The following is a 12,605-nucleotide window of genomic DNA, read 5'->3' on the forward strand; positions in this document are numbered from 1 at the left end:
CTTAACTCCACTCAAAAAACAATAGTCGTACTCAAGGTAAATACAGCCTGGTTTTGGAGCTGCGCAAAAGCAGACTCATCAGGACCAGCAAAATATCTTACGGATGTTCCAAGTACCCAATCGTCCGCAATCTCCCTCTCACCCCCGATAGTTAAAATAAGGCCACCATCTTCAGGCGTGTATATTAAATCTACTTTTGGATGGTACTCATTATTGGTAAGCGTCCAATGTAAAAGTAAATTGTGCCTCAGGGTATTATCACTTAAAAAGGCCATCGCTGAGGATTGGCGAAGGCCATCCCACTGCACTCCCTGATTTTGGTACCACAGGCTGTTATCAAACACCTGCTCCCATTCGCTTTTCCCCCAGGCCCGACTATCAAACCAGTACTCTAAAATAACCGAATGCCCAATGCTGTTTGCCCATGTCATCCCTATAAGAGCTTGCCAGCCATCATCCATCTGCTCCTGTTTTGGCATAGCCATCAAAGCTGGGGCTCGCCAGCGCCAGTATTCTTGCTGGTAGCGCCATTCTGTATGGATCTCCCATTGCTCTCCATAAGTATTAACCCAGCTTCCCCCTAAGTTCATACCTCGCTGATCATCCATGTAACCCAGTAACTGCCACTCTGCACTAGTTCCAAGCTGATACCAGCGCATGGCAAATCCCTTTGGGTGGTCACCCCCAGAGGCCTGGCTGATACCGGCATCCACCAGCATTACACTTAGCTCTCCATTCTCAGTGAAACGACTGGCAGACACCACCCCAACTCCTTCGCTCACTTGAAGTGATACCGGATTCCGCTCTATGGGTAGAAACCAATCCAGCGGACGATGACCATAACCAACACCAAAGTCCAGGCGGCGTTTGCCCAGCAACCAATCCCAGTCCTGCCAGCTCCCCTGCCAGAAAAGCTCCTCAACTACCAACTCTAAGTCTTCACTGCCACCGCGCTCTGCCTGGTGGAATGCAGAGATCTGCACTTCCCAAGCTTCATACTGTAGTGCCCCCTGTAGTAAAGCTTGCCGAGACACACTTGATTGCGCCTCAAAAAGTGAGCTATCAGAAGCGCGATCATAAGCGGCTGTCATCGCCAGCTCCCACTGTGATTCAAGGGCTTCCGCCTGGCTAGTAGCACTACCAATCAGTAGAGGTAGCGCCCAAAGAGAATATAGTTTCATAGTTGCCTCCATTCGTGGGAAGCACACTACCAACCTTCCAGGCCCATACCATCGGATAAGACCAACGGTACTGGAATCAGATAAATGGCTTTTGACCGAGATTAATGGAGGGGGTTATCCATTAAATAACCCTCTGAAAAGCTGATCACTCTTTGCGCAACCATCCGAGAATACGGTTATTCTCTACATACCATTGCCCTGGGGGCATGAAAATAAGTGGGTAACGCTCTCGGGAGGGAGAAAATGGACCCGCGTTCTGCTGAATAATCTCCAGGGTAGCATTCTCTATATCTACCATAGAAACGATAGCTACATGGCCATAAGGGTTAAAAAGGGAGGGGCTATAAACAACGATATCGCCAATATTCGGAGGGGTATTACCTTGGTTGTGAAACTGCCGTAATCCTCTTTTGGTATTCACACTCCCGTGCTGGACTGTCAGGTCAAAAAAATCTCTAGCATGTCCAAATGTATCCGGCATTCGATGCCCAAATCGCTCGTAATAATAGCGCTTAACAAACTCAACACACTGGTACCTTAGGCCAAGATTATAACCGTCTTCCGAGGTGTTGCGCTCTTCAACATTATTAACTCCTCCATTGTAATAAACTTCTACCCCATGAAGTGAGTCTATAATCTCTCCGACAGAATAAGCTGTATTAAGGTTTAGGCGAGTAGCCAGTTGATATATCACGGCGATCAAAAGTCCTATACCGGCCACAACAACAATTAACCTACCCTTCCTTCCACCTTCTTTGATTGTTTCAACGAAAGACAACATCCATATTTCCCTCTAATCAACCCCAACTATAAACACCCCAATTTCAGACTCCCACCTGTGCAAAAAAGCTAATGGGGTTAAGTGCACTCTACGTTCAAATATAGGTCTCATTCCTTTATCCTACTCATTACACCTAGTTAACTTTTTGAACCCTGTCATCAATTGCTCAAACGGGGTTCACACTACTTACAGACGCTAATAGCAATTGATCCAACACCGTCACAACCTGCCAAAAAAGCGATAGCTATTTTGCCTTAGGTGACCCAGAATCCAAATATAGACATTTAACTAATAATCAGCAGGAACCGGGCCACTGAGCAGCTGTCCATCAATTACAAATCGCCTTGCTCAATTAGATTAAGAAATACGTCGAGTTTGTCATGCCTGATACCCTAAAATTCCTTACAGCATTCAGCTTATCGGTTCTCCTTACAGCTTGTGGAGGAGGGTCCAGCAGTAGTAATTCCAACGATGAGACTACTGAAACCGAAACAAGTACCGACAGCGGAGACAACAGTGGTTCTGATGATTCCGATAACGGGGACGACGACAGTGATGAAGAAACGGGGGGCTACACTTTTAACCCCAGTAATCCCCTGGCATCACTTATCGTAGGGACACAAGAGTATGCCAGTGGCACTCTCACCCTTGAGGATACCGATAGCAATAGCCCCACCTTTCAAGCCAGTAGTGTGGCTGGAAGCTATGGAGATTTCACTCTCTATGAAAGTGGAAACTGGGAATATCAATTAAACACTAATTCCCAGAATCTGAATGATGGTGACTCCGTAGAGGACACAATCTCTTTTCAGCTCACCGATGGTAGTGCCCTCTCTGTAGTGTTCTCTATTCAAACCATCGAAGCCACTGAAAGCAGCATTGTCTTTATCTTTATGAACTTCTCAGATGCCGCCGTAGGAGATGATCTCAGCATTACCCAAATTGCAAATATGGCTTTCAATGACACAGATTCTCTTGATAATGCCTACCATGAAAACTCCCTGGGACAACTAAAGTTCAGCCGCCATCTAAGCAATGACACCTCACTAGATCAATACTGCTACGGTGAAGACAATGATGAGAGCACTTCTATAGACTGCTTTACCTACAACATTGCCGACAGTCAGAATGGTGGTGTATTGAGCATCGAAGATGCAGAATCTCGCTCGGGCAGTGAATATAACGATAGCGGCTATACATGGAGAGATAGGGCAACCAGTTGGATCGAAAGCAATTACGTAGACTCCAACAACCAACCTGTAGAACTCAACGATTGGCGTCATCGGGTCTACATTTTCCCGGAAGCTGCGGCCAGTACTGGGCTGGTTGGCACGGGAGTCGCCTCTGTCGGAGGCCGCTGGAGCATGATAATTGCAGATAGTGATCAACTGATTATGGGCCATGAAATTGGGCACAATATTGGCCTGAGCCACGCCGGCAATGACGATAATAATGATGGGGATACCAACGATAGCGGTGAGAGTGAATATGGTAGTGACGGCTCCCTAATGGGCAATGCTTGGCAATCACGACTCTTTGGGAGCGGTCATCGTGACTATATGGGCTGGTATGACTCATTCCCCGGATACACTGAAACTATTGAGGCGGTCGCAGGCAGCACCACTAGTATTGAGTTTCAAGCCATAGAACTTACTGCTGGTGAGCTTAGTGGCGATCTACCTCAACTCTTAAAGGCCGAAAGTATTGGTAGCAGGAATGGAGAAAACTACTATTACATCGAATACCACGTCGAGCACGACACCCTCAACCCCCGTCCACACCACGAAAATGCGGTAACCGTTCACTATCTTAGCGGCACCAGTAATAACAATGTTACCGCCAACCAGGTAGCCACACTGTCAACTACCGGGGACAGCTTTACTGACTCATCTGCTGGGATCACTATTGAATTCCTAACCACTGACAACAGCAACAACTCTGCAACTGTTTCTGTAACTTACGATGAATAATTTAATGGGGAGTAAGACCGCAATGAAAAATCTACCCTTAGCCCTACTTCTCGCCCTTTCCCCTTCAGCGATTGCCGAAGAGACTGTAACTGGCGTGTTAGAGGAAGAGATCTCCGAGAACTTTCAAACAGGAGAAGTGGATCACCGCTTCTCCGTAAAAGACGAAACTACCGGTGACTACTACTTTATCGACGCCAAAGAGGCAAAGCAGAAAGGTATGCAATCTGGTGAGCGAGTACGTATTCATGGAGAGCGAGAAAACAGGCGGCGTTTTCGTATACGTGAATCTCAACGTCTGGAGTTAAGACGAGAGGAGTAACGCCCTTTCTAACTATAGTTTTAACTCCTACCTCACAAATTCCGCATAGATCAAGTCGGGTGTACAGAACATTATCAGTGCACCCGCTTTACATAACACCAATTAACCTACCATTTGGCCATCTCAGACCTAGATACATTTTACTTACCACATTATTAAAGTTAATTATTTAAGTCCTATAATATCGGCACATCTTTACCATTTAGGTAAGTTACAAACAGATCTATTCAAATTACGCCGATAGAAAACCCGAGCAGGCAAGTCACTCTAAAATTCACAACGCCACTCCCGCCGTCATTTCCAGCTGAGCATATAAGCGCTGCAATATATGCAGTAAAACCTAGTTTTTGGCGCCAAAGACATCCATTGTGAAAGTTGACATTTTACAAAATTCTAAACATGAACAACTCACCCCTTGTAGATTTCATCTTACCGCACCGAGATTGCAGCAGATAGCTCATCCAAATACCTTTTAGTCAAAAATAATACTAAAGGCACTACAGTCTCTTTAATTTTTAATACCAATTACCGCTCTTAAACAATTAATTCAGAAACAAAACCGACCAGAGCCTCAGGATGAGAAACAGTAAAATTAAAAAGCTCTTTATGGGTAGCATCCCACCTATTCTGTTAATTATTGGCTCCAATAGCCTTGCCAACGATAGCCGCACAGTACTAGTAGAAGCAGCGCAACCCTGGGAGCAAGCTATTAGAACAAAGTTATTTTGCTCTGTATCATCCCCTGCCCTACATCAAATATCTAGTCACTCAGATGCTGAACTTATAGAAATAAAGCCTATTGGCTCCATTATCAAAGCTGGTGAACTAGTAGCAGCCCAGGATGACTTTTATCTCTCCCAGCAAATGAAGATCATTCGCACCGATATTGAATTAACACAAAGCCAGCTTAACTATGCAGAAGAAGAACTAGGTAGACTGGAGAAACTTCGCTCCGCCGACATGGTTTCTCAGTCTCATTTAAATAACCTTAAGCTCAATGTGGACACCTATCAATTAACCAAGCAAAGACTCGAACAACAACTAAATACAGCTGAATATCGTTCTAAACGACTACTGCACTACGCAAAAACCGATAGTCAAGTTTTAAGCATAGAAGCTAATCCTGGAGAAAACCTCAACCCAGGACAAAGAATTATGCAGTTACTCCCACTAACTGAAAACCAAATTGAATGTAGTCTCCCTGAAGAACACATAAATAAAGAAAGTCTGCTAAGCAATAGCACCTTCAAAATTAAGGAGCAAGATATTGAACTCAGAAATATCAGCCATATAGTAAACCCAGAAACACAGAACTTTAATCTCTACTTTAAAGTAAACAGACAAAAATTCAAATCCTTACTGGTTGGGCAGCGATTTGAAATAACTATGTTTACCCCTTTCTCGGGTCATAGCGAGCAAGAATACATTACTAGAATTCCTAGTGACGCCGTAATTCTTGAGAATGGGCGACAATATAAGGTTTGGACTCTAGACAACGACCAAAGAGCAGTTAGTACCAGGGTGCAAATAATAGATACTCTCGATAATTACTTTGTTGTACGTTCAAGTATTGCTCCTGGCGATCTTTTGATTGTACTGGGTTACGAAGGATTACAGCTCAATGAAGCCGTTACTCCTACAAAGAGGGAAAACACATGAAGTCCCTGGAGAAATACAGCTCAATTATCATCTGTTGTACCTTTACTCTAATAATAGCCGGGATTATAACCGGGATAAATTTACCAAACGCCCTACTCCCATCCATTAATCGCCCACAAATTGCACTCGCAACCTCCTGGCCAGGAAAGACCGCAGAAGAAATAGAACAAATACTAATTGCTCCGCTAGAACAGGAACTCTCCAGCCTAAGCCACCTAAAAGAATTGCAAACCAATGTTAATAGTAGCTGGGCTTGGACCGTAATTGACTTCCATTCGGAGGCAAATATGGAGAAAATGTATATTGAGGTCCTCTCCAAAATCAACCAAGTACCCAATTGGCCAACACAAGTTCGCACACCGGATGTATTCAATTTTGCAAATGGTGCAGGGGCTACGCTTGGATCCTTTTTCCTATATTCTGAGAAGCCAGCTAGCGAACTTAAATTAATCGACGCGTTTATAAATCATGTAAAGCCAGCCTTTAGCAAAGTTCCTGGTGTACAGTCCATTGAAGAGGCCGGCACACCCACTGCCCAAAGGGTCGATATTGAGTTCGATCCAGAAAAGATGACTCGGTACTCTTTAACCATTAGTGAGATAACCGAAAATCTAAACAATTTAACGGATCGCTCGGGAGGAAATCTAAAAATTGGATCAAAAGATTATGCCCTTCATTTTAAGGGGCAGATCCCACTAGAGGAACTTTCAACGCTACCTATCGCAACACGAGAAAGCCAAATCATTCAACTCTCGGATATTGCTTCGGTAAAAGAGCGTGTAGCTTCAGATTGGTTATATTTTGCCCTCGAAGGCAATAGATCTCTATACTTCTACCTACGCCCTACCGAAAATGTCAATGTTCTAGAAACTATCGCCCAGCTCAAATCAACAATAGAAGAATTAAATGACGGAGAGTTAAATCGATTGGGGATGAAGCTCGCCATAAGCCGGGATGACTCCACGGGTATTCGGAATTCCCTCAGCCTGGTATACGGAAGCCTCTTGCTGGGATCACTACTCGCCTGCCTGGTCATTTATTGGTTTTTACGTAACCCCAGAACTCTAACCCTAATATTTCTAAGCATTCCCATTTGTATCTCTCTGGTGGTTCTGGGAATGTATCTTGGAAATAGAAGCATGAACGTTGTTTCACTTGCAGGGATTGCACTTTCTATCGGGTTAATGGTCGATGCAGCAATTATTGTCGTAGAAAACATTCAAAGACTGCGCAAGCAGGGTATAAATATTCAGGAAAGTATCACGCGGGGAACCAAAGAAGTTTCGGGCTCATTAGTTTCATCTACAATCTCCAGTGTTATCGTGTTCCTGCCCATTATTGCTATGCAGTCAGCAACAGGGCAGCTTTTTCAAGACCTGGCCTTCACAATTTCAAGCGCATTATTAGCATCACTATTGTTTGCTCTACTAATACTACCCTCATTGGCCAGACACTTACTTGTAAAAGCAGCAATTTCTGAGGAGGGATCCAGTAGTATTAAAATCAATAAGGTGCTTGAATGGTGGGTGAAGCTTTCTATCCGTTCTGCAAGCAATCCTAAGCTAGCCTCCACTGTGATTTTGTTAGGATTACCCGTCGCACTCATCGCTACCTTCTTTTCCAGCCCTGACATTGATGTCCTCCCAGACCCTAAACAAAATATGGTCTCTGTTTATATCAACTTTGAAAGTCCTTTATCCACAGAGACCATAAGAAATGAAATTGGGGAACGGGTCGTAAATAGAATCACAGCCAATAGAGAAGAAATAGAGAACCAAGTTTCAACCTATGGAATAATTTGCAACCCAAATAATTGCAATCTCTATCTATACACAAAAGGGGACTGGGATTTTGAAGAACTAAAGAGTTGGCTAAACGAAAAAGCTCTCTTTGGATTAATTGGGACTCGAATACATTTCAGACAAGGTGGTTTACTAAGGTTTGCCCTACCCAATAACCGTATTAGCCAGTTAGATATCAAAGGGGCAGAGCTATCTCGACTACAGATGGCGGGGAGTGAGCTGATGAGTCATTTACGCTTAGAGTTTCCAGAGGCGCAAATTCAAGAGGGAAGCGCACTTCAAAATAGAGCGGTTCGTATTGAATTTCAACCCAAGCTAGTACAATTAGCTCGTTTAGGTATTACGATATCGGAATTAAATCATCATCTGATGGCTTTAACCGATGGAATATATATTGGGCACTTCTATACGGGAACCAACACTCTTCCTTTTTACTTTAAAGCAAGAGAACCGCAAAACCTTGAGAAGCTCCTAAATACAGAGATACTGATTAACAGTCACGGCTTTATTCCTCTACGTGAATTGACTGACGCCAAAATCACTCAGGCGCCAGCCAGTATACTTCGTGTCGGCCAGGAAGTGAGTGCATCAATAAACTTAACTCCTCCCGAAGGGGTTGCTATGAAGTCATTTGTCGAGGATGTTGATCAATCTGTGACAGATTTTTTATCAGAAAGTTCCTACAATGATCTTCATACACAGTTTAGAGGTAGCGCCAATGAACTCAACTTGTTCCTCAGTGAGTTCCTAAAAATTTTTGCAGCAGCTATCGCAGTATTGGCCTTATTAATGTATTTCGCCCAAAGGTCCGCAAAGTTAGCAGCAGCAGTACTCTGTGCTGTACCCTTATCATTTGCAGGCGGAATGATTAGCTTACAAATTTTAAATCTATTTACCCCCCAAAGCCTGGATGTAATAACCATGATCGGCTTTGTAATCTTAATGGGATTGGTAGTTAATAACGCGATATTACTCGTCAACCAATTCCATAAGTCATTACAAAACGGAGCCACTCAATTAGAGGCGATATATATGGCTGCCAGCTTGCGTGTCCGCCCTATTATGCTTACAACAATTACCTGCATCTTTGGCAATATCCCTTTAGTGCTCAACCCCGGAAGTAGCGCAGCCATCTATCGCGGTCTAGCTACAGTTATTACCGGCGGAATGGTGTTTAGCGCCTTATTTGTCTTGGCATTTATGTCTGCTTTGCTATCACAGAAACTGTTTAGTCCTCATACATCTCAAACTACTCATAAGGATGACCTGAAACTGCCAGAAGCCACTACTGCGTGATATCCCTCTTTTGACCTCGATTTATTCACGCCCAAACTGGAAGCCTTATTTTGGTGCCAGAATGGGCGTTAATACCCACTCCGAAAAGTACTTTGTGACGCAGTGCACCACTTATTCAAGTGACTTTATTTGCTATAGTTTTATAGGATGCAGTTAACCAACATGGAGAGTAAAGGTTTAATTACCACTTATGAATTGGTAAGGAATCAAGGATGAAGTCTCTAATATATTTACTTTTGAGTATCCCATTTGCGCTGCCACTTATCAGCGATGCCGCTTGGACAGAGAAGGCGCAAATTTACTACTTAAAAGTACACTCGAATGGTGTAGATGTCAGACTTAGAGGATTTGTCAATCCAGAGACCGAGGTGAGCTGCGTGAGCAAAAACACCTTTTTTCTTATCAATGACGACTCTGCCATATACAACACCAAAGTATCTTTTCTGCTTTCCGCTTATATGTCCCAGAAAACTGTAAAGTTCAGTTACTACGGATGTGAAGATGACAGGATTCGCTTAGGCTCAATCCGGTTTCATGATGAATAGCCAAATCTCATATGATTGACTGGCCCTTTATAATTTGGGCCAGTCAATTCTTATCAATATCAATCTAGAAAATATCCGGATCATCTATCAAACTTGCATTTTCCAACCCATAGTACTCGATCACCCAAGCATAACTCTGGTATATCTCATAACGAGTCGGAAAGGCCCGCCCCACTTCATCCCAGCGTTTCCGCGCATTGGAATAGCTGGAACCTTTGATAACTCCTGACAACTCGAACTCATCACCATTATGGGGATTCATGACCGTTGTGGTATAGGGAACTTCAACCTCGCTATTTTCCACCATCATCCGCGCCATCATCAGTCCATAGGCGGGTACATTAGATGGCATGGCATCTTTAACAGTTTCCTGGTTGCTTTTGGTCGATGTTTCCCCAACGGTCGTTGAAACACTAAAAGTCTCAGAAAAACTGAATGTAATGGAGCCACTATTTTCAACAGTACCGGGAACACCGACCTTGTAACCCTCGGTCAAGCTAACTCCAGCAGTAACCGAAATACCCATAGTATTAGTCCAGGTATCTGTTTCACTCTTCCCGTCGGTATACCAGACTTCTGTACTGTCGTTTTGGGCAATACTGCCAGAGTTCTCAAGTAATCTCTCACCAAAGAATGTCCTGGTATTGTTGGGGGTTTCCACAATCTGATCCCAGTGAATCTCTACGCCAGATTCCACCAATTCCAAACGATCCGCAACGCAAGGGTAAATACTCCAAACTTTACTATCACTCGCAGTACCAGCAAATCCAACTACTGACCGGGTTCCAATACTTAGATGGTATTCCTCCCACTTATACCAGCCATTATTACCTCCAAAAGTAATATCACGGGTTGAGTTATCAGCCATGTCTTTCAAGTAGACTCGAATCCTGGAAATATTGCCATCGCGCTTTTTATAGAAGCGCCAACCCTGAATATATTCGGTAGCACCAAGCAACTTTCGATACCCGGAGATAGTGGTTTTGCCAACCTCCTCATCTCCTGCATATAAGTATTCGAGTTTTAACCCTTTGATTCTCTCATCACCGCTAAAACTGGTTATAGCGGTGATCTTGTCTCCAGGGATTCGGGTGGTAACATAGCTATCGCACATATCGAAATCGCTACCATTCCCACTCTTACCATACTGAAATATTGTATCGTACCTTAGGGTCCCACCATTATCTGATGTATTGAAGTACTGATCCAAAATATTTTCTGTTGCACTAATCTGCACAGAAGCCAATAAACCTAACATCGCTGTGACGAAATACTTCATAGTCAACACCTTCTTTATAAGATTATTCTTTTAAACGGATACAACTATCTGAGTACAACCTTTTGTCAACTTCGTCCGTGTCCAGCCCTCCTGTATTGCCTTTATTGTTTAAGTTTTCCATCCTGTGGGGTGAAAAATAGAAGTAATCTGACTTCGCGCTACCAGAACGAGCCCACCACCAACGCAGTAGCGACAAGCAGTAGCACAGATAGAACTCGATAGTTCTGCCATAATGGCTGTGCTTTTAGGGATACGGTCTCAGTATCAAAATCGCTTTTAGACCAAGTGAAAGACTTGGCTTCTTCGCTAATCTCAGTTGGATAAAGCAGGCTGGCAATCACCAATACCAGTGAACAGAAGACAAATAAAATTGGAGCAATATAGAGGAAATGTAAGTTTGTCCAGTCGAAGACTTCATTGACAAAAAAGAGGCCAACACCGCCCAAGGTGCCTAACAGCAAAGTAGCTATGGCTCCCTTGGAGTTAGCACCACGCCAAAAGAATCCGATCAGGAAAAGTGCCAGTACAGGGGGAACTGCATAGGAAAGCACCTTCTGCAGATACTGGAATAAGGAACCAAAACTTTCAATTTGTGGTGCCCAAAGTACGGCAAGTATCATAAAGATAAAGGTGACCAGCTGACCTACACGCATTAACTGGTGCTGGTTTAGGCCCGGAAAAAACTTCCGCACAAAGTCCATGGTCACCAGCGTGGAAGCTGAATTAAGCGTGGAATCAATTTGCGACATTAGTGCAGCAACAAAACCTGCCAACACTAGCCCCAGGATACCAACAGGCAACAGCTCAAATAACAGAGTGGGATAAACCATATCTGCGCGCTCTAGCTCGGGGAAAATAACAATCGCCATAGTGCCAGGCAGAACCATGATAAACAGCACGGGAAGTTTGAGCAGACCGGCAAATAAGGCTCCCCAGCGGCCGTGATTAACATCTTTTGCACTGAGTACCCTTTGCACCATAAATTGGTTAGTACACCAGAAATAAAAGCCCAGCAAAGTGACTCCCGTAATTAGCCCCAACCAGGGTACGCTCGAATCACCAATGGGCCGTATCAGACTCAATTGTTCCGCCGAGACCTGGGATACAACATTTTCCCAACCTCCTGCGCGATCCAGGGCAAAAATACTGATCAGGACTGAACCAAATATCAGCAGCAGCGCCTGAATGGTGTCGGTATAAATAACGGCCGCCAAACCTCCACAGATGGTGTAGATACCCGCGATCACCGCCAAAATTGAAATCGTGGTCCAAATTGGTAATTCAGGAAATATCAATTTCATTACCAGGGCCCCTGCATAGAGGCTACCTGCAGTATCAACCACAATATTCAGGAAAATAGTCAATCCCGAAAAATAAGTGCGTGCGGTGCTGTTAAAGCGACGCTCAAGCATTTCCGGCATCGTGTAAATGCGCGAGCGAAGAATTGTCGGCAGATAGAAAACGGCAAAGAAAACCAGGATAACCGCCGCCATCCACTCATAGTTGAAGACCGCTATGCCAGTGCTGTAAGCATCTCCGGCCAAGCCGATCAAAGTGGTACTCGATATATTGGAAGCGAACAGGGATAAGCCAATCAAGGGCCATACCATTTTCCTCCCAGCCAGGAAGTAGTCCTCTGCAGTATCGTGGCGGCGACTTAGGAAGAGCCCAAGGGCGATGGTGAAAACGAAATAGACGACCAGAATGGTCGCATCGACTGGGTGGAGACCAAAATCGACCGGCATAACTTCCTCGTTCACTGCTAGCAGCGTA

The 12,605-nt window shown here is 44.2% G+C and carries 9 protein-coding genes; 5 read left to right on the plus strand and 4 right to left on the minus strand.

What is annotated here, in order from left to right; all coding sequences use genetic code 11:
- Window positions 1–11: 11 nt before the first annotated feature.
- Entirely contained in the window at window positions 12–1,181 is a 1,170-nt protein-coding gene (locus tag ACJJI3_RS09380; RefSeq protein ID WP_444942242.1) for a hypothetical protein, read from the minus strand.
- Between the two features lie 145 nt (window positions 1,182–1,326).
- Entirely contained in the window at window positions 1,327–1,962 is a 636-nt protein-coding gene (locus tag ACJJI3_RS09385; protein ID WP_444942243.1) for a CHAP domain-containing protein, read from the minus strand.
- Window positions 1,963–2,342: 380 nt separating this feature from the next.
- Here ACJJI3_RS09385 and ACJJI3_RS09390 point away from each other — a divergent pair, with 380 nt between their 5' ends.
- From ACJJI3_RS09390 to ACJJI3_RS09410, 5 genes are all read left to right on the plus strand, one after another.
- Window positions 2,343–3,932: a VCBS domain-containing protein gene (locus ACJJI3_RS09390; RefSeq protein WP_444942244.1), complete on the plus strand. Its 1,590-nt coding sequence runs from the start codon at window positions 2,343–2,345 to the stop codon at window positions 3,930–3,932.
- Window positions 3,933–3,954: 22 nt separating this feature from the next.
- On the plus strand, window positions 3,955–4,251 hold the full coding sequence (locus ACJJI3_RS09395) for a hypothetical protein (protein ID WP_444942245.1): 297 nt from the start codon (window positions 3,955–3,957) through the stop codon (window positions 4,249–4,251).
- A 576-nt stretch (window positions 4,252–4,827) separates the two neighbouring features.
- Window positions 4,828–5,910 carry an efflux RND transporter periplasmic adaptor subunit gene (locus tag ACJJI3_RS09400; protein WP_444942246.1) on the plus strand — a complete coding sequence of 361 codons (1,083 nt, stop codon included), beginning with the start codon at window positions 4,828–4,830 and terminating at the stop codon, window positions 5,908–5,910.
- The gene (locus ACJJI3_RS09405; protein WP_444942247.1) at window positions 5,907–9,008 is read left to right on the plus strand and encodes an efflux RND transporter permease subunit; all 3,102 of its coding nucleotides are present in this window, start codon (window positions 5,907–5,909) and stop codon (window positions 9,006–9,008) included. Before ACJJI3_RS09400 ends, ACJJI3_RS09405 begins: the two co-directional genes overlap by 4 nt.
- Before the next feature lie 212 nt (window positions 9,009–9,220).
- The gene (locus tag ACJJI3_RS09410) at window positions 9,221–9,553 is read left to right on the plus strand and encodes a hypothetical protein (protein ID WP_444942248.1); all 333 of its coding nucleotides are present in this window, start codon (window positions 9,221–9,223) and stop codon (window positions 9,551–9,553) included.
- Window positions 9,554–9,617: 64 nt separating this feature from the next.
- Here ACJJI3_RS09410 and ACJJI3_RS09415 read toward each other — a convergent pair whose 3' ends face one another.
- Complete coding sequence (locus ACJJI3_RS09415) at window positions 9,618–10,832, minus strand: hypothetical protein (RefSeq protein WP_444896578.1); 1,215 nt, start codon at window positions 10,830–10,832, stop codon at window positions 9,618–9,620.
- Window positions 10,833–10,990: 158 nt separating this feature from the next.
- A complete protein-coding gene (locus ACJJI3_RS09420) occupies window positions 10,991–12,592 on the minus strand; it encodes a sodium:solute symporter (RefSeq protein ID WP_444942249.1) in 1,602 nt (533 codons plus the stop codon).
- Between the last annotated feature and the right edge of the window lie 13 nt (window positions 12,593–12,605).

Source organism: Microbulbifer maximicatervae (SeqCode), assembly GCF_052466985.1.

Coding starts and splice junctions, on each gene's coding strand:
- ACJJI3_RS09395 (WP_444942245.1), top strand. CDS start 3,955: ATGAAAAATCTACCCTTAGCCCTACTTCTCGCCCTTTCCCCTTCAGCG.
- ACJJI3_RS09405 (WP_444942247.1), top strand. CDS start 5,907: ATGAAGTCCCTGGAGAAATACAGCTCAATTATCATCTGTTGTACCTTT.
- ACJJI3_RS09385 (WP_444942243.1), bottom strand. CDS start 1,962: ATGTTGTCTTTCGTTGAAACAATCAAAGAAGGTGGAAGGAAGGGTAGG.
- ACJJI3_RS09380 (WP_444942242.1), bottom strand. CDS start 1,181: ATGAAACTATATTCTCTTTGGGCGCTACCTCTACTGATTGGTAGTGCT.
- ACJJI3_RS09390 (WP_444942244.1), top strand. CDS start 2,343: ATGCCTGATACCCTAAAATTCCTTACAGCATTCAGCTTATCGGTTCTC.
- ACJJI3_RS09400 (WP_444942246.1), top strand. CDS start 4,828: ATGAGAAACAGTAAAATTAAAAAGCTCTTTATGGGTAGCATCCCACCT.
- ACJJI3_RS09415 (WP_444896578.1), bottom strand. CDS start 10,832: ATGAAGTATTTCGTCACAGCGATGTTAGGTTTATTGGCTTCTGTGCAG.
- ACJJI3_RS09410 (WP_444942248.1), top strand. CDS start 9,221: ATGAAGTCTCTAATATATTTACTTTTGAGTATCCCATTTGCGCTGCCA.